This window comes from Streptomyces sp. NBC_01450 (assembly GCF_036227505.1).
Taxonomy (GTDB): Bacteria; Actinomycetota; Actinomycetes; order Streptomycetales; family Streptomycetaceae; genus Streptomyces.
In genome coordinates, this window is the sequence record NZ_CP109480.1 from 3752663 (window position 1) to 3771250 (window position 18588).

At 71.4% G+C, this 18588-nt stretch carries 12 protein-coding genes; 3 read left to right on the forward strand and 9 right to left on the reverse strand.

All coding sequences use genetic code 11. The features are described 5' to 3' along the window. The first annotated feature begins 37 nt into the window (after nucleotides 1–37). Complete coding sequence (locus OG568_RS16690; RefSeq protein ID WP_329532161.1) at nucleotides 38–2893, forward strand: glycoside hydrolase family 3 C-terminal domain-containing protein; 2856 nt, start codon at nucleotides 38–40, stop codon at nucleotides 2891–2893. Between the two features lie 102 nt (nucleotides 2894–2995). Here OG568_RS16690 and OG568_RS16695 read toward each other — a convergent pair whose 3' ends face one another. The 3 genes from OG568_RS16695 to OG568_RS16705 all read right to left on the reverse strand — a co-directional run bounded on the left by OG568_RS16695 (nucleotide 2996) and on the right by OG568_RS16705 (nucleotide 9036). Next, the gene (locus OG568_RS16695; RefSeq protein WP_329532162.1) at nucleotides 2996–4441 is read right to left on the reverse strand and encodes an aldehyde dehydrogenase family protein; all 1446 of its coding nucleotides are present in this window, start codon (nucleotides 4439–4441) and stop codon (nucleotides 2996–2998) included. A 291-nt stretch (nucleotides 4442–4732) separates the two neighbouring features. Then, nucleotides 4733–6394, reverse strand: a complete 1662-nt coding sequence (locus OG568_RS16700; protein ID WP_266586268.1) for a PucR family transcriptional regulator — start codon at nucleotides 6392–6394, stop codon at nucleotides 4733–4735. Nucleotides 6395–6582: 188 nt separating this feature from the next. Further along, the gene (locus OG568_RS16705) at nucleotides 6583–9036 is read right to left on the reverse strand and encodes an ATP/GTP-binding protein (RefSeq protein ID WP_329532163.1); all 2454 of its coding nucleotides are present in this window, start codon (nucleotides 9034–9036) and stop codon (nucleotides 6583–6585) included. Between the two features lie 331 nt (nucleotides 9037–9367). On the opposite strand from OG568_RS16705, the gene gabT reads away from it, so the two are divergent. After that, nucleotides 9368–10702, forward strand: a complete 1335-nt coding sequence (gene gabT, locus OG568_RS16710) for a 4-aminobutyrate--2-oxoglutarate transaminase (protein WP_329532164.1) — start codon at nucleotides 9368–9370, stop codon at nucleotides 10700–10702. Nucleotides 10703–10902: 200 nt separating this feature from the next. Further along, entirely contained in the window at nucleotides 10903–11745 is an 843-nt protein-coding gene (locus OG568_RS16715) for a phosphatase PAP2 family protein (protein ID WP_329532165.1), read from the forward strand. Here the strand turns inward: OG568_RS16715 and OG568_RS16720 are convergent. The 6 genes from OG568_RS16720 to OG568_RS16745 all read right to left on the reverse strand — a co-directional run bounded on the left by OG568_RS16720 (nucleotide 11684) and on the right by OG568_RS16745 (nucleotide 18588). Beyond that, entirely contained in the window at nucleotides 11684–13492 is a 1809-nt protein-coding gene (locus OG568_RS16720; protein WP_329532166.1) for a chitinase, read from the reverse strand. The two genes, OG568_RS16715 and OG568_RS16720, sit on opposite strands and share 62 nt — an antisense overlap. Before the next feature lie 110 nt (nucleotides 13493–13602). Continuing rightward, nucleotides 13603–14046, reverse strand: coding sequence for a hypothetical protein (locus OG568_RS16725; RefSeq protein WP_329532167.1), 444 nt, complete (start codon nucleotides 14044–14046; stop codon nucleotides 13603–13605). Nucleotides 14047–14222: 176 nt separating this feature from the next. Beyond that, nucleotides 14223–15641 (reverse strand): NAD(P)/FAD-dependent oxidoreductase, encoded by a 1419-nt coding sequence (locus tag OG568_RS16730; protein ID WP_329532168.1) that lies wholly within the window; start codon nucleotides 15639–15641, stop codon nucleotides 14223–14225. Nucleotides 15642–15712: 71 nt separating this feature from the next. Then, entirely contained in the window at nucleotides 15713–16513 is an 801-nt protein-coding gene (locus tag OG568_RS16735; RefSeq protein ID WP_266430772.1) for an ABC transporter permease, read from the reverse strand. Beyond that, nucleotides 16514–17437 carry an ABC transporter permease gene (locus tag OG568_RS16740; protein WP_329532169.1) on the reverse strand — a complete coding sequence of 308 codons (924 nt, stop codon included), beginning with the start codon at nucleotides 17435–17437 and terminating at the stop codon, nucleotides 16514–16516. Beyond that, a complete protein-coding gene (locus tag OG568_RS16745) occupies nucleotides 17437–18588 on the reverse strand; it encodes an ABC transporter ATP-binding protein (RefSeq protein WP_329532170.1) in 1152 nt (383 codons plus the stop codon). Before OG568_RS16745 ends, OG568_RS16740 begins: the two co-directional genes overlap by 1 nt.

The window sequence follows — 18588 nt, forward strand, 5'->3', positions numbered from 1 at the left end:
AAAGCACCCTGTCGCTCCATCGCAAAGGGATCACCACGTGACCGCACAAACGCCGCCTACGCCGCCTTTTCGCGATTCGCGGCTGCCGTTCGCGAAGCGCATCGACGATCTGCTGGCGCGGCTCACGCTCGACGAGCGCATCGCGTTCCTGCACCAGTACGCGCCCGCCGTGGAGCGGCTCGGGGTGGCCGCGTTCCGCACCGGCCAGGAGGCGCTGCACGGCGTGGCCTGGATGGGCCCGGCGACGGTCTTCCCGCAGGCCGTCGGCCTCGGCGCGACCTGGAACGACGGACTCGTGCGCCGCGTCGGCGAGGCGGTCTCGGCCGAGGTCCGCGCGATGCGCGCCCGCGACGACCGCGTGGGCCTCAACGTCTGGTCCCCCACGGTCAACCTGCTGCGCCACCCGCTGTGGGGCCGCAACGAGGAGGGCTACTCGGAGGACCCGAGGCTCACCTCCGCGATCGCCACCGCGTACACCCGGGGCCTGCGCGGCGACCACCCCGACTACTGGCGCACGGCTCCCGTCCTCAAGCACTGGCTCGCCCACAACAACGAGACGGACAGGGACACCGCTTCCTCCTCGGTCCGCCCGCGCGTGCTGCACGAGTACGACCTGCGGGCCTTCCGCGCGACCGTCGAGGCGGGCGCGGTGGCGGGCGTGATGCCGGCGTACAACCTGGTCAACGGCCGCCCCAACCATGTCTCCCCGTATCTCGCGGAACACCTGCGCACCTGGACCGACCAGGAGCTCCTGGTCTGCTCGGACGCGGGCGCCCCCTCCAACCTGGTCGACTCCGAGCGCTACTTCGACACCCACGAGGAGGCGACCGCCGCCGCGGTCCTCGCTGGGGTCGACAGCTTCACGGACCACGGCACGGACGGTTCGAAGATCGTGGACCGGGTCCGAGGGGCCTTGGAGAAGGGCCTGTTGAGCGAGGCGGACATCGACACGGCGGTCCGCCGTCAGCTCGCGATCCGCTTCCGGCTCGGCGAGTTCGACCCACACACGGACCCCCATGCCGGCACCTCGGACTTCGACACCCCGGCCCACCGCGCGCTCGCCCGCGAGGCGGCCGAGCAGGCGATCGTCCTCCTCAAGAACGGCGGCCTGCTGCCGCTGAACCCGGGCGTGCGCGTCGCCGTCGTCGGCCTCCTCGCCGACGAGTGCAAGCTGGACTGGTACAGCGGCACGCTCATCCACCGCTGCACACCGCTGGAGGGCCTGTACGAGCGCTTCGGCGCCGAGCACGTCGACTTCGCCGAGGGCGTGGACCGCGTACGCCTGAGGACCTCCTCCGGTACGTATCTGGCGGTGCCCCCGGCCGGGGACGCGGCCGACGAGGTGCGCGGCGCCGAGGGCGCGCTGGACCCGGCCCTGCTCGCGGGCCGTACGGACCTGCCGCCCCTCACCACCGACGCCACCGGCACCGACCTCGCGCTGATCGACTGGGGCGAGGGGCTGCTGACCCTGCGGGCCCCCGACGGCCGCTACCTCTCGATCGCCGAGGACGGCTACCTTCGCGCGTCCGCCGACCAGCCGGGCGGCTGGGTCGTCCAGGAGACGTTCCGCCTCGAACCGGCGGGTTCCCGCGCCGGATCCCATGCGAACGGCCACCTCCTGAGGCACGTCGGGACGGATGGGCACGTCTCTGTCGCCGCCGACGGCGTCAAGGTTGCCGACGAGGCCCCGGAGATTTTCGAGCTGGAGTTCACCGAGCGCGGCGAGGACGCCGTGGCCCGCGTGGCACGGGCGGCCGACGTCGTCGTGGTCGTGGCGGGCAACGACCCGCACATCAACGGGCGCGAGACCGAGGACCGCACCACCCTCCGGCTCCCCGCCCACCAGGAGCGCCTGCTGCGCGCCGCCCGCGCCGCGAACCCGGACACCGTCCTCGCCCTGGTCTCGGCGTACCCCTACGCGGTGGACCCCACCGATCTCCCGGCCGTCCTGTGGACCGCACACGGCGGCCAGGCCGCGGGCACCGCCCTGGCCCGTGTCCTCGCCGGCGACGTCTCCCCCGCGGGCCGCCTCCCGCAGACCTGGTACGCCTCCGACGCGGACCTGCCCGACCTGCTCGACTACGACGTGATCGGCGGCCGCCAGACGTATCTGTACTTCGAGGGCGTCCCGTTGTTCCCGTTCGGCCACGGCCTCTCCTACACGTCCTTCGCGTACGACGATCTCGAGGCCACCGCGACGGAGCAGGCGTTGCGGGTCTCTTTCACGGTCACCAACACGGGCGAGGCCCCCGCCGACGAGGTGGCCCAGCTCTACGCGCGCACCGTGCACCCGTCGGTGCCACGCCCCCGCCGCGAGCTGCTGGCACACCGCCGCTTCCATCTCGCCCCCGGCGCCTCGGACCGGCTGACCTTCGAACTCCCCCTCTCCGCACTGGAGTTCTGGGACGTGGCAGTCGGCCGCCCCCGTCTGGAGCCGGGCGCCCACGAGCTCCTCGCGGGCGCGTCCAGCGAGGACATCCGCCTGCGCGCCACGCTCGACCTCGCGGGCGAGCCCGCCGCGCCCCGCCCGGTGGGCGAACCGGGCCTGAACGCGGCCGACTTCGACGAACAGCGGGACACCGAGATCGTCGACCGTACGAAGGTGTCGGGCGACGCGGTGACACCGCGGGCCGACGCGACGGGCGAACTCGTCTACCGGAGCTGCGACTTCGGAACCGGTGTCACGCGGGTTGACGTCGAGGTGTCGGGCGAGGGAGTCGTCGAGGTGTCCCTGGACGGGGGCCCGTCCCTCGCGACCGTCACCTTCGGCGCGACGAAGGGCCCGTACGACTACACCACCACCGGCGCCGAGTTCGCGGCCTCCGGTGTGCACGACCTGCGTCTCAGGCTGCGCGGCCCGCTGCGGCTCGCGCGGGTCGGCTTCTCCGGCTGAGGGTCCGGACAGGCCGGCCACCAGGGGGACATGCCGACGGCCGGAACCCCCGCACAGTTGGGTTCCGGCCGTCGGCTGTCGCGCCCTTGAGCTGTTGTGTCCTTAGAGCGCGAGGCCCGTCAGGACGAGGACCCGCTCGTAGGTGTAGTCGTCCATCGCGAACTTGACGCCCTCGCGTCCGACACCGGACTGCTTCACACCGCCGTACGGCATCTGGTCGGCGCGGTAGGACGGCACGTCGCCGACGATCACGCCACCGACCTCCAGCGCGCGGTGGGCGCGGAAGGCGGCCTGCAGGTCGTGGGTGAACACGCCTGCCTGGAGGCCGTACTTGGAGTCGTTGACGGCGGCGAAGGCCTCCGCCTCCCCGTCCACCTTGCGCACGGTGAGGACCGGTCCGAAGACCTCCTCGCAGGAGATCGTCGCCTCGGCCGGTACGTCCGTGAGCACGGTCGGCGCGTAGGAGGCGCCGTCGCGCTTGCCACCGGCGAGGAGGGTGGCGCCGGACCGGACGGCCTCGTCGACCCAGGACTCCACGCGCTGGGCGGCGGCCTCGCTGACCAGCGGGCCGACGTCCGTCTTGTCGTCCGAGGGGTCGCCGGTGACCTGGGCCTCGACGGCGGCCACGATGCGCGGCAGCAGCCGGTCGTACACCGCCGCGTCCGCGATCACGCGCTGCACGGAGATGCAGGACTGGCCGCCCTGGTAGTTGGAGAAGGTGGCGATGCGGGTCGCGGCCCAGTCCAGGTCCTCGTCGCTCGCCCAGTCGCCGAGGACGACGGCCGCGCCGTTGCCGCCGAGCTCCAAGGTGCAGTGCTTGCGCGGCACCGAGTCCATGATCGCGTAGCCGACCTTCTCGGACCCCGTGAACGAGATGACCGGGAGCCGCTCGTCCTGGACGAGGGCGGGCATCCGGTCGTTGGAGACCGGCAGGATCGACCAGGAGCCGGCCGGCAGGTCCGTCTCGGCGAGCAGGTCACCGATGATCAGGCCGGACAGCGGGGTCGCGGGCGCCGGCTTCAGGATGATCGGCGCGCCGGCGGCGATGGCCGGGGCGATCTTGTGGGCGCACAGGTTGAGGGGGAAGTTGAAGGGCGCGATGCCGAGGACGACGCCCTTCGGGAAGCGGCGGGTGAGGGCCAGGCGGCCCTGGCCGCCGGCGTCGGTGTCGAGGCGCTGCGCCTCGCCGCCGTTGAAACGGCGGGCCTCCTCGGCGGCGAACCGGAAGACGGACACCGCGCGGCCGACCTCGCCGCGGGCCCACTTGATCGGCTTGCCGTTCTCGGCGGAGATGAGCTGCGCGATCTCCTCGGTGCGCTCGACCAGGCGCTTGCTGACGTGGTCGAGGGCGGCGGCGCGTACGTGGGCGGGGGTGGCGGCGAACTCGTCCTGTACGGCGTACGCGGCGGCGACGGCCTCCTCGACCTGTGCCTCGGTCGGGACGCTGACCTGTCCGACGACCCGGCCGTCCCACGGCGAGGTGACATCGAAGGTGGTCTCACCGGTGGCCTGGCGGCCGGCGAGCCAGAAGGCGTGGGTGGAAGTCATGTCGATTCCCGGCCCTTCCGAGGTTGAGGAGTCCTTGGCTTTCGTGGTCCACGGTAGGGCCGGGGTGGCGGGAGGTCGTTTGTCCGGGACGTAGCAGTACCGGGTCGCGGCACTCCGCTTTGGCACGGTCGGGGTGACCGCCGGGTTCTCCTCGCCCCCGCCGCCCCTACCCGTCCCGTCCCCGGGGGCTCCGCCCCGGACCCCCGAAAAGACCGCGCAGTTCCCCGCGCCCCTGAACGAACGGCGCGATCGGCCCCCGTCGGCCGCGGACGAAGAACCCACCCGGGGTCCTTACTCCCCCGCCGCCGCCGTCGCCTTCAGTGCCAGCCACAGCTCCATGCGGACGTCGGGGTCGTCGAGGGAGCGGCCGAGGATCTCCTCGACGCGTCGCATCCGGTAGCGCAGGGTGTGCCGGTGCACACCCAGGTCCGCGGCGGCGGCGTCCCACTGCCCGTGCCGGGACAGCCACGCCCGCAGCGAGGCGACCAGATCCCCCCGCCCGGTGGCGTCGTGCTCGTGCAGCGCGCGCAGCAACCCGTCCGCGAACGCCCGCACCGCATCATCGGCGAGCAGCGGCAGGACGGACCCCGCGGCCAGCTCCTCGTGCTCGACCAGCGACCGCCCCCGCCGCCGGGCCACGGACAGCGCCTGCTCGGCCTGCTTGTAGGCGGCGGCCGCGGCGATCGGCCCGGCGGGGGCCGACAACCCGACGACCAGTTCGTCCTCGTCGCCCACGGGCTGCTCCCGGCCGGCGATCCGCGCGGCGTCCAGCGCGGCCGCGTACTCCCCGCACGCCGTCACCGCCGCGCCCCCGTCCACGGCGAGCACGACCAGCCGCTCCCCGTCGGGCACGACGAGCACGGACTCTCCGGAGCGGGCGGCGGCGGATTCGACGATCTCGGCGAGCCCGCCGAGCGGGTCGCCGTTCGTCGGGTCCACCGCCGCGACGGGGGCCTTGGACGGCTTCGCGGCGGCCACCCGCGCGTGTCCGTCGGCGTGCGCCCGGGCCGCCGACGCGGACGCCGACTCGGCGAGGATCAGCCGGAAGGGCGCGTCGAGCAGCTCCCCGTACAGGTCCCCGGCCACGGTCCGCGCGTGCTCGGGCTGCCCGGCGAGCAGCATGCGCAGCACCGCCGCCCCGATGCGCTGCTCGGCGGCGTGCAGTGACCGGGAGCGTTCGGTGGTGAGGGTCAGCAGCGCGATCGCGGAGTGCACGGCGTAGCGCTCGGCGGTGCCGAGGGCGGCGGCCGTTCCGACGGCGAGCGCGGCGCGGGGGCGGCGCCCGGTGCCGAGGGTGTGCAGTTCTACGCGGTCCTCGCCGCCCACGACGGAGCTGGCGGGCGCGGGGCGCTCCCGCAGTCGTTCCACGTCGGGGGTGAGCCGCGCGGCCCGGCGCCCGGCCCACTCGGGGGCGGTGGCGACGACGGCGCCGGACGCGTCGTACAGGGCCGCCCAGCCGTCCACCTGTCCTGCCAGTGCGGACAGCAGCCCCTCGGGGCCGTCGTTCAGTGCCTGCTTCGTCAGTTCGCGCTGCGCGGCGAAGCCCGCCGTCACCGCCCGGTACTGGTCCGCGGCGATCGCGGCCGACACCGCCTTGCTGATCGCCAGGAAGGGGGTGCGGCGGGGGACCTCCAGGAGTGGCAGGCCCTCTTCCTCCGCCGCGTCGACCAGGGCCTTCGGGATCTCGTCGTAGTTGACCCCGACGGCGAAGCCGAGCCCGACGACCCCGGCCCCCACCAGCCGCTTCACATAGCGCCGCATGACGTCCGGATCCTCCGCGTCCAGCTGGAGCGCGGTGATCAGCAACAGCTCCCCGCCCTCCATATAGGGCACGGGGTCGGCGAGCTCGCTGACGTGGGCCCAGCGGACGGGTACGTCCAGACGGTCCTCGCCCGCCCGCACGGTCAGTTTGAGCGCGGAGTGGTGGACGAGCGAGGCGAGCGTGGGGCGCATGGGACCTTCAGGTCTTCACAGGATCTTCGACGGTCACGGGCAGTGTGATCATTTAAAACTTTTGGCCGCAACGTATGAACGACCTATGTCGATTCTGCCTCACCGTATGGTCAGCCGGTGACCTTATGTCCAGACGCCGCGGTCAGCCCCCCGGCCTCTGTCCCGCCCCCCGCGGACGGTCGCGGGGCTCAGCTCCGTAGATCCACCAGCAACGGCGGCGCGTGTTCTCCCGTCACCGTGGTGAGCGACAGCACCGCGTGCCCCGGTGGCACCTCGTGCGCCAGCTCGGATGCCGACCACCGCTCCCGTTCGACCTTCCTTATGGTCACCGCGTCCGTGGTGACGGCCTTTCCGGTGACCAGCTTGCGCAGGGCGTGGATGGCCCGGGTCATCGGCTGGTCCGCGAAGACGGTGTGCTTGGCCACGTCGCGGGTCTCCACCCACTCCGTGCCCCAGGCGTGGGCGAAGCGGCTGCCGTCCCACGTCGTGACGCCGGAGAAGGCCATCCGGCAGCCCACGGCGCCGTACAGCGGCCCGTGCAGTGCCTCGGGGATGTCGCCGATCGTGCGCAGGGCGAGCACCACCCCCGCGTTCTGGGAACGCAGGCGCTGAATGCGGCGTACCGAGTCGGTGGTCAGCGTTCCGGTGGCGTCGTCGAGGACCAGGCAGGCGAAGTGCGGGCGCTCCCCGCCGCGTACGACGGCGGTGAACTGGGCGAGCACGAGCCGGGCGAGCAGCCGGGCCGCCTCCTCGTGGCCGTGCTCGGGCAGGTCGATCCGCACCCGCAGCGGATGATGGGCCACGGCGCGCAGCGAGAACGCCCGGGTCGTGCCACCCGCGCCGAAAAAGTCGGCGAAGGCGGGCCGGTCCAGGAGCGCCAGCCGGTCGGCGAGCGCCGGGCCCGCGTCGGCCGGGCTGCCGACCTGCCGCATACGTGCTTCCAGTTCGCGGCGCATCCCGGCGTGCCGCGGCTCCGAAAGGGCTTCGTGCAGGGCGGTCAGGGCCGCCGGTACGCCTTCCAGGAGTTCCCGCAGGGCGGCCATGGGCGGGAACGTGCCGTGCACGGCCCGGTAGGGGCCGAGGAGTTGGGCGAGCGCGGTGGTGGCCCGCTGGCCGGCCACCGTGTCGAGGTCCCCGGCCAGGCCTTCGGCGAGGAAGGAGGCCGCCTCGTCGGGGTCCTCGGAGTCCGCGTACAGATCGAGGTCGTGGACGGAGGCGGGGTCGCCGATCTTCACCACGACGTCGAAGGCCGAGTCCGGGCCGAGCGGCGTCCCGGCGGCGGCGACCGCGACGACGGCGCACCGCCCGGTGAGCGCCTGCAGGGCGAGCGACTCGACGACGGGGCCGACCAGGTGCCGGGTCTTCCCGGAGCCGGAAGGACCGACGGCGAGCAGGGAGGTGCCCAGGGCCTCCGGGTCGAGGGCCGCGCCCCCGCCGTCGTAGGCCTCGGGGGTACGGTCTCCGGTCGTCCACCGCCCGATGCGCACCTGTCCCACGAGCACGTCGTGCGCCGCGGTGCGCGCGGGCAGGTCGCGGGCCCCGGAGGGATGCGTCCAGGCCGCTCCGCCCCGTCGCAGCACGGTGTCGACGAAGGCGGTCAGGCGGGTGGCGTCCCACTTCGCCGTGGTCCACGCGCGCCGCACCCGGGCACAGTCCACGTCGTTCATCCGGCCGCCGAGCACCTCGGCGGTGAGCAGTTCCGCCGCCTCGTGCTGTCCGGCGTCACGGAGTTCGGGCCATTGGGCGGCCGGCAGGTCCGGCGCGAACTTCGCGGTGCCGTCCTCCTGTGCCGCGTTGCGCGCGGCTCGGGCGGCGAGCCACTCCCTGACGTACCCGCGCCAGGCGCCGATCCGGGCGAACGGCCACAGGACCAGCAGGGTGATCAGCGTGTAGAGCCCGTCGGTGATCAGCTGCGACTGGAACAGGTCGTAGCCGCCGAAGACCAGGGCGACGAGGGAGAACAGCGGGGCGACGACCGGCAGGGCGTCCCAGCCGACTCCGGGGAAGGCGTTCGGGAAAACGAACGTCAGCGCGATCAGCGCGCCCAGCGCGGCGAGGGCGGCGCGCAGGGGCTGGGGCCGCCCGGTGACGTAGTGGCGGACGACCTCGGGCCAGCTCCCCAGCCGGCCCATGGCGTACACCAGCACGCCGAAGAAGACGCCGTTGTAGACCTCGATGGCCTCCGCCCCCTGCCACTCCTTGGGCGAGGTGGTGCCGCTCCACCACCAGTCGTCCGGCGTGAACAGCTTCAGCACGACCCACATGTAGGGGACGCTGCCGTGGCGCCACAGCGACCAGACGACCAGTGCCACCACGAGCGGGACCGCGAGCCCGACGACGGTGACCGGCGAGAGCCGCTCCCGCCCCTTCGACGGGCGACGCACCCGGTATCCGTACCGCCAGATCCCGGGGCCGGCGGCGGGGCGCGGCTTGTTGAGCCAGTCGGCGACGGTGGGCCGGGGGGCCGGTGACTGCTCCGGCACGGACGGCAGACCCGCGGGCCGCGGCGGGGTCCCCCTCGGCATGGGGGGTACTCCAGGTGGCGCAGGCGCGGGTGCCTTACCAGGTGGCGGCGGCACGGCGGGTCCCGGCACCGCACCGGTATGCCCGCCCCGCGCGTCCTGTGTCCCGTCGCCGTCCATCGCCCTGCCCCCTGACCAGCCGCTCCGTGCTTCGTCCGCGAGTCAATCTAGTGCCCCTGCGGGGGGAGTTCACCGTTTACGCGGCCGGGTCCGCGCCTTGCCCGGGCGCAGCGGCGGGGGACCGGCGACGGCATGGGATCACCGACCCCGAGGGCCTCTATGTCCACCGCGGACAACGGAATCCTCCGACAACGCCCACATGGAGCATGCCGACCCCCCGTTCCCGGCCCTAGCCTGCGAAGAAAGAAGTCAAGAGTCCGAAAACACCCCGCCCGGCGCACCCCGTCCGCCGCGGGGCCGTCCGGTTCGCAAGATCATCAGGGAGCCCCTCATGACCGCACTTCCGCAGGAGCGCCGCGTCGTCACCGCCATCCCCGGCCCGAAGTCGCAGGAGCTGCAGGCCCGACGCACCGCCGCGGTCGCGGCCGGTGTGGGTTCGGTGCTCCCTGTCTTCACCACGCGCGCCGGCGGCGGCATCATCGAGGACGTCGACGGCAACCGTCTGATCGACTTCGGCTCCGGCATCGCCGTGACCTCCGTCGGCGCGAGCGCCGAGGCCGTCGTCCGCCGCGCCTCCGCGCAGCTCCAGGACTTCACCCACACCTGTTTCATGGTCACGCCGTACGAGGGCTACGTCGCCGTCGCCGAGGCGCTGGCCGAGCTGACCCCGGGTGACCACGCCAAGAAGTCGGCCCTGTTCAACTCGGGCGCCGAGGCCGTCGAGAACGCCGTCAAGATCGCCCGCGCGTACACCAAGCGTCAGGCCGTCGTCGTCTTCGACCACGGCTACCACGGCCGTACGAACCTCACGATGGCGCTGACCGCCAAGAACATGCCGTACAAGCACGGCTTCGGCCCGTTCGCGCCCGAGGTCTACCGGGTGCCGGTGGCGTACGGCTACCGCTGGCTGACCGGTCCGCAGAACGCCGGTGCCGAGGCCTCGGCCCAGGCGATCGACATGATCAACAAGCAGATCGGCGCCGACAACGTCGCCGCGATCATCATCGAGCCGGTGCTCGGCGAGGGCGGCTTCATCGAGCCCGCGAAGGGCTTCCTTCCCGCCATCAGCAAGTTCGCCAAGGACAACGGCATCGTCTTCGTCGCGGACGAGATCCAGTCCGGCTTCTGCCGCACCGGCCAGTGGTTCGCGTGCGAGGACGAGGGCATCGTCCCGGACCTGATCACCACCGCCAAGGGCATCGCGGGCGGTCTGCCGCTCGCCGCCGTGACGGGCCGCGCCGAGATCATGGACGCCGCGCACGCGGGCGGCCTGGGCGGCACCTACGGCGGCAACCCGGTGGCCTGCGCGGGCGCGCTCGGTGCGATCGAGACGATGAAGGAGCTCGACCTCAACGCCAAGGCGAAGAACATCGAGGCCGTCATGAAGGCCCGCCTCGGCTCGATGGCCGAGAAGTTCGACGTCATCGGCGACGTCCGTGGCCGTGGCGGCATGATCGCCATCGAGCTGGTGAAGGACCGCGCCACCAAGGAGCCCAACCCGGAGGCGACCGCCGCGCTCGCCAAGGCCTGCCACCAGGAGGGCCTGCTGGTCCTGACCTGTGGCACCTACGGCAACGTCCTCCGCTTCCTGCCGCCGCTGGTCATCGGTGACGATCTGCTGAACGAGGGCCTCGACATCATCGAGCAGGCCTTCGCCCGTATCTGAGGCCCCACCCGTCCCAGCCCCGCGACCCGGCCGGCCGCGCTGAGCGGATTCCGCTTGGTTCCGGGGCTGCGGCGACCGGGGTCAGAGCGTGTGAAGAACGTGTGCGGGGTGCATGACGGGACGCGATTCCGTCTGTCGGAGCCCGATCCCCTGCCGTAGGTTCTACCCAGATGAGAGATACACCCCGCCCACAGGGGACTGTGGGTGACACCGGGTCGAGGCCTCCCCAGCTTCGCCCTGGTCGTGCCCTCGCGCACACACCCGGAGCTTCCGGCTCCGGATCTCCTCACCGATCGGACAGTCGCCCGCCCCAAACCCCCCGGGGCGCGCGACGACCCGATCCGGACGGCCGCCTCGGAACTACCCCCCCTGTTCCGGGGCGGCCGACCTTCCTCCTCGGACGTCTCGCCTTCCTCGGCCTTCCGGCCCTTGTCTTCGCGCTGATCACCTGGCAGGTCGCGGCCCACGGCCCCCTCGCCCGCGCGGACGAACGCCTCAGCCGCACGCTCGTCCACCCCGACCGGGCCTCCGAAATCCTCGCCGACCTGGGCAATGTGGCCGTCGCGGTGCCGGTCCTGGCCGTCGTGCTCGGGTACGTGGCGTGGCGGGCCCGCGCGGCCGGGCGGGACCGCTGGTGGCTGCCGTCCCTCGCGGCGGCGGCCCTGATGGCGGTCGTACCGGCATTGATCGTGCCTTTGAAAGAACTGGTCGCCCGGCCCGGCCCACCGGTCATGGGCCCGGGCACGGGCTTCTATCCCTCGGGCCACACCGCCACCGCCGTCATCGCGTACGGCGGTGCGGCCCTGGTGCTGATGCCGTGGCTGCGGAGCACCGGGGCCCGCCGCGCTCTGCTTGTCGCCTGTCTCGCCCTGAATCTCGGCGTCGCCTTCGGCCTGATCCGGCGGGGCTACCACTGGCCGCTGGACGTGGCGGCCGGCTGGTGCCTGTGCGCGGTGCTGCTGCGCTCGCTGTGGCTCCTCCTCAGCCGAAATAGCCGTCGAAGGTCCGCTGGAACTCCCAGCTCCCGTAGCGGTCCCAGTTGATCGACCACGTCATCAGGCCACGCAGTCCCGGCCAGGTGCCGTGCGTGGCGTACGAGCCGCAGTTGGTCTTCCTGGTCAGGCAGTCCAGGGTCTTGGTGACCTCGGACGGCGTCACGTAACCGTTGCCCGCGTTCGTCGACGCCGGCATGCCGATCGCCACCTGGTCGGGGCGCAGCGGCGGGAAGACGTTGTTCGCGTCGCCCGCGACCGGGAAGCCGGTCAGCAGCATGTCGGTCATCGCGACGTGGAAGTCGGCGCCGCCCATGGAGTGGTACTGGTTGTCGAGGCCCATGATCGGCCCGGAGTTGTAGTCCTGGACGTGCAGAAGGGTCAGGTCGTCGCGCAGGGCGTAGATGACGGGGAGGTAGGCGCCGGCCCGCGGGTCCTGGCCGCCCCACTTGCCGGTGCCGTAGTACTGGTAGCCGAGCTGGACGAAGAACGTCTCCGGGGCCATCGTCAGGACGAACTTGGACCCGTACTTGGCCTTCAGGGTCTTCAGGGCCGAGATCAGGTTCACGATCACCGGTGTGGTCGGGCTCTTGAAGTTGGTGTCGCTCGCGTCCAGGGAGAGCGAGTGGCCCTCGAAGTCGATGTCCAGGCCGTCCAGGCCGTAGTTGTCGATGATCTTCGAGACGGAGGACACGAAGGTGTCGCGGGCGGCCGTCGTCGTCAACTGCACCTGGCCGTTCTGGCCGCCGATCGAGATGAGCACCTTCTTGCCCGCGGCCTGCTTGGCCTTGATCGCGGCCTTGAAGTCGGCGTCGTTCTCGACGCTCGGACACTCGGTGACCGGGCAGCGGGTGAAGCGGATGTCGCCGGAGGTGGTGGAGGTCGGTTCGCCGAAGGCCAGGTCGATGATGTCCCAGCTGTCGGGGACGTCGGCCATGCGGGTGTAGCCGGAGCCGTTGGCGAAGCTCGCGTGGAGGTAGCCGACGAGGGCGTGCCCGGTGGAGCCTCCGGATCCCGTGGACGTCGTCGCCGTGACCGTCGCCGACTTGGCCGACTCCCCCGCGTCGTTCACCGCGGCGACCTGGAAGGCGTACGCGGTCGAGGGCGCGAGGCCGCTCACGGTGGTGGACGTGCCGGTCGACGTCTGGACTCTCACCCCGTCGCGGTAGACGGCGTAGCCCGTCGCGCCGGTGACCGGCGACCAGGAGAGGGCGACGGTCGAGGACGTGACCGTGCCGACGGCCAGGCCGGTGGGCGCGGCCGGGGGCTGCCCCTGGTCGACGCCGGGGCCGACGAGGGAGACGTCGTCGGCGTAGTACGCGCCGGTGCCGTACCAACCGTGGGTGTAGAGGGTGACCTTGGTGGTGGACGGGCCGGTGCGGAAGGTGGTGGTGAGCTGCTGCCAGTCGGGGGCGGACTGGGTCCAGGTGGAGACGTCGGTGGTGCCGGTGCCGCTCGCGCCGAGGTAGACATAGCTGCCCCGGACGTATCCGGCGAGGGTGTACTGGGAGTCGGGTTTGACGGTCACCGTCTGGGAGCACTGCGCGTAGTCACTGCCGGCCGGGGTCGCCCGCAACGCCGAACTGCCGCTCCGTACCGGTGATGTGACGGCGGCGCCCGCCGTGCAGGTCCAGCCGTCGAGCCCCGCCTCGAACCCGCCGTTTTCGACCAGGTCCGCGTCGGCCGCACGGGCGGCCGACGAGAGGGCGACGAGGCCGGGTACGGCCAGCACGGTGGCCGTACACACGGCGAGCAGCCTGTGCCGCGTGGACGGTCTGGTGCGTACGGTGCGATCCACAACTGCCTCCGGGCATGGGGGAATTCAGGAGGGTGGAGCGCGCCCAATTTGGTCCAGACCAATCCTGTTGTCAAGACCTCTGACTGTCACCGGGGTCCGTCCCCGCACCACTAGTGCCCCGCGATGCCCGCCGCCGCCTCGTGCATGGCGAGTTCCAGCAGCGCCGGATCGAGGAGCGTGCCGGAGCCGTCCGGCGGGATCAGCCAGCGGACCCCGCCGGTGGTCCGTCCCGGGTACGGCACCACGATCCACGTACCGCGCCCCGCCGTGCGCACCCCCGTGCCGAGCCATCGCGCCGCGGTGCCGGGCGGCACGAAGAAACGCATCCGGGCGTCGCCGAAGTCGACGAGCACCGGGCCGAGTCGGTCTATCACTCGGGTCAGCACGTCGAGCGTGGGATAGCCGAGCTCACCCGGCAGGATCAGTACGTCCCAGAGTCTGCCGGCCGGCAACAGCGCGACCGCCCGTGGATTGCGCTCCCATTCCCCGCGGCAGGCCTCCGGATCCGGTTCCACGGATGCCAGCCACTCGACCGCCGCCTTGGCCCCTGTCATGGCGGAACCTCCCATGTCTCCTCGGATCGACGCTGGTCGCGTCACGGGAGAGAGGGAGGTTCGGTCCGGGCATTACGCGGGTTCGGCCAGGCGTTGGTGGTGAGCCGGATCACGGTGGATGAGCTGGGCGTACGCCTGCAGATCACTCAGCGCGGCGCACGCCCCGGCGGGGCGGCTCAGCTGTCGAAGCCCAGCCCCAGCCTGTCCATCGTCTTCAGCCAGAGGTTGCGCCGTCCGCCGTGCGCGTCGGCCCGCGCCAGCGACCACTTGGTGAGCGCGATGCCGGTCCAGGCGAAGGGCTCGGGCGGGAAGGGCAGGGGCTTCTTGCGGACCATCTCCAGTTCCGTGCGCTCGGTGCGCTCCCCCGCCAGCAGGTCGAGCATCACGTCCGCGCCGAACCGGGTCGCGCCCACCCCCAGACCCGTGTACCCGGCCGCGTACGCGACCTTTCCGTGGTGCGCCGTGCCGAAGAAGGCCGAGAAACGCGAGCAGGTGTCGATCGCACCGCCCCAGGCGTGGGTGAAGCGGACGCCCTCCAGCTGCGGGAAGCAGGTGAAGAAGTGCCCGGCGAGCTTCGCGTAGGTCTCCGGGCGGTCGTCGTACTCGGCGCGCACCCGGCCGCCGTACGGGTAGATCGCGTCGTAACCGCCCCACAGGATGCGGTTGTCGGCGGAGAGCCGGAAGTAGTGGAACTGGTTCGCCGAGTCCCCGAGGCCCTGGCGGTTCTTCCAGCCGACGGACGCCAGCTGGTCGGCGGTCAGGGGTTCGGTCATCAGCGCGTAGTCGTAGACCGGCACGGTGTACGCGCGTACCCGCTTGACCAGGTTGGGGAAGATGTTGGTGGCGAGGGCCACCTTGCGGGCGCGCACCGAACCGTACGGGGTGCGTACGGCCATGCCGGCGCCGTACGCCTTCAGGGCGAGCGCGGGCGTGTGCTCGTACACCCGTACCCCGAGCCGCAGACAGGCGCGCTTGAGGCCCCAGGCGAGTTTGGCGGGGTGGAGCATGGCGACGCCGCGGCGGTCGTGCAGGCCCGCGAGGAAGGTCGGCGAGTCGACCTGTTCGCGGACCGCGTCGGCGTCCAGGAACTCGACGCCGTCGGCGAGGCCCCTCTCCCGCAGCTCCTCGTGCCACTCACGGAGTTCGGCCGCCTGGTGCGGCTCGGTGGCGACGTCGATCTCGCCGGAGCGCTCGAAGTCGCAGTCGAGGGAGTAGCGGGCGACGGCCGCCTCGATCTCGTCGAGGTTGCGGGCGCCCAGCTCCTCCAGCTTCTTGATCTCGTCCGGCCAGCGGGTGAGTCCGTTGGCCAGGCCGTGGGTCAGGGACGCGGCGCAGAAACCGCCGTTGCGGCCCGAGGCGGCCCAGCCCACCTCGCGGCCCTCCAGGAGCACCACCTCACGCTGCGGGTCGCGCTCCTTGGCGATCAGCGCGGTCCACAGTCCGCTGTAGCCACCGCCGACGACGAGCAGATCGCAGGTCTCGGCGCCGGTGAGGGCCGGCTCGGGGTGGGGCTTGCCGGGGTCGTCCAGCCAGTACGGAACCGGCTGGGCTTCGGAAAGAGACGTGGTCCAACGGGTCATGGCGCTTGGGGCCATGATTTCAACTCCCTACAGCTGAATTACCCACCGAGTCTTCTTGTGGGTTATGCCTTCCGCGATGCCTTTTACTATGCCTTTTGCTTGCTGCGGCGGTTGCTGACGACCATTCCGGCCAGGACGAACAGTACGGCGACGATGAACATGGCCGTACCGATGACATTGATCTGGACGGGTGTCCCGCGCTGCGCCGAACCCCACACGAACATGGGGAAGGTGACGGTCGAACCCGCGTTGAAGTTGGTGATGATGAAGTCGTCGAAGGAGAGCGCGAAGGCGAGCAGCGCGCCCGCCGCGATGCCGGGGGCCGCGATGGGCAGGGTGACGCGCAGGAACGTCTGCACCGGGCCGGCGTAGAGGTCCTGTGCCGCCTGCTCCAGGCGCGGGTCCATCGACATCACGCGTGCCTTGACGGCCGTCACGACGAAGCTGAGGCAGAACATGATGTGCGCGATCAGGATCGTCCAGAAGCCCAGCTGAGCACCCAGGTTGAGGAAGAGGGTGAGCAGTGAGGCCGCCATGACGACCTCGGGCATCGCCATCGGCAGGAAGATCAGCGAGTTCACCGCGCCGCGCGCCCGGAAGCGGTAGCGGACCAGCGCGAAGGCGATCATCGTGCCGAGGATCGTGGCCCCGATGGTCGCCCAGACGGCGATCTGGAGGCTGATCGAGAGCGAGCCGCACATGTCGGCGACGCCGCACGGATCGCGCCAGGCGTCCAGGGAGAACTGCTGCCACTCGTAGTTGAAGCGCCCCTTCGGTTTGTTGAAGGAGAACACCGTGACGACGACATTGGGCAGCAGCAGATATCCCAGCGTCAGCAGTCCCCCGATGACGACGAGATTCCGCTTGAACCAGCGTACGAAGGCCATTTAGACCAGATCCTCCGTCCCGGACTTGCGGATGTAGAGGGTGACCATGATGAGGATCGCGGCCATGAGAATGAAGGAGAGCGCGGCGGCCGTCGGATAGTCGAGGATCCGCAGGAACTGCGTCTGGATGACGTTGCCGACCATCCGGGTGTCCGTGGAGCCGAGCAGATCGGCGTTCACGTAGTCACCGCTGGCCGGGATGAAGGTCAGCAGCGTGCCGGAGACGACGCCGGGCATCGACAGCGGGAAGGTGACCTTGCGGAAGGTCGTGAACGGCTTCGCGTACAGGTCGCCCGCCGCCTCGTGGAGGCGTCCGTCGATGCGCTCCAGCGAGGTGTAGAGCGGCAGGATCATGAAGGGCAGGAAGTTGTACGTGAGGCCGCAGACCACCGCGAGCGGTGTGGCCAGGACACGGTCGCCGGAGGTGAAGCCGAGCCAGTTGGTGACGTCCAGGACGTGCAGGGTGTTGAGGGCGCCGACGACCGGGCCGCCGTCCGCGAGGATCGTCTTCCAGGCGAGCGTGCGGATCAGGAAGCTGGTGAAGAACGGCGCGATGACCAGGATCAGCACGACATTGCGCCAGCGGCCCGCGCGGAAGGCGATCAGATACGCCAGCGGGTAGCCGAGCAGCAGGCACAGGATCGTCGCGGCGCCCGCGTACAGCACCGAGCGCAGGAACTGGGGCCAGTAGTCGGCCAGCGCGTTCCAGTACGTCTGGAAGTGCCAGGTGACCTTGAAGCCCTCCTCCAGGGAGCCCGTCTGCACGGACGTGGAGGCCTGGTAGACCATCGGCAGCGCGAAGAAGACCAGCAGCCACAGGATGCCGGGCAGGAGCAGCCAGTACGGGACGAGGCGGCCGCGCTTCTTGGGCGGTTTCTCGGTGGACTGCGGCGCGAGGGGTGGCGCCTCGGTGACGCTGGCCATCAGGCGGCCTCCTCCTCGACGGTCTCGACGCCCGCGTCGATGTCCTGGGCGGCGTCCAGGCCGAAGGTGTGCGCCGGGTTCCAGTGCAGGACCACCTCGGCGCCGGGGGTGAGCCGGGCGTCGCGGTCGATGTTCTGGGCGTAGACCTCGAACTCGGGGCAGACCGCGCTGTCGATGACGTACTGCGTGGAGACACCGATGAAGCTGGAGTCGGCGATCTTGCCGGTGATCCGGTTGCGGCCGTCCGGTATCTCGCCCGCGTCGTCGGCATGGGTGAGGGAGACCTTCTCGGGGCGGACCCCGACCAGGACCTTGCCGCCGGCCGTCGTGGGCGCCGAACAGCGCGCCTGCGGCAGGACCAGCTTGCCGCCGCCCGCCGCCAGGACGATGTCCTCGCCGTTCTTGCTGTCGACGGCGGCCTCGATGAGGTTCGAGGTGCCGAGGAAGTTGGCGACGAACGTGGTCTGCGGGTTCTCGTAGAGGTCGGCGGGGGCGCCGAGTTGCTCGACGCGGCCCGCGTTCATCACGGCGACCGTGTCGGCCATCGTCATGGCCTCCTCCTGGTCGTGCGTGACGTGTACGAAGGTGATGCCGACCTCGGTCTGGATGCGCTTGAGCTCCAGCTGCATCTGGCGGCGCAGCTTGAGGTCGAGGGCGCCGAGCGGCTCGTCGAGGAGCAGCACCTTGGGGTGGTTGATGAGGGCGCGGGCCACGGCGACGCGCTGCTGCTGGCCGCCGGAGAGCTGGTGCGGCTTCTTGCGGGCCTGCTCGCCGAGCTGGACGAGCTCCAGCATGTCCTCGACCTGCTTCTTCACCGACTTGATGCCCCGTCGGCGCAGGCCGAAGGCGACGTTCTCGAAGATGTCGAGGTGCGGGAAGAGGGCGTAGGACTGGAAGACGGTGTTCACCGGCCGCTTGTACGGCGGCAGGTGGGTCACTTCCTGGTCGCCGAGGAAGACGGTGCCGGAGGAAGGTTCCTCCAGGCCCGCGATCATCCGCAGGGTGGTGGTCTTGCCGCAGCCCGACGCCCCGAGGAGGGCGAAGAAGGAGCCCTGGGGGACGGTCAGGTCGAGCGGGTGGACGGCCGTGAAGGAGCCGTACGTCTTGCTGATCCCGGAGAGGCGGACGTCGCCGCCGTTGTCTGTCGTCAT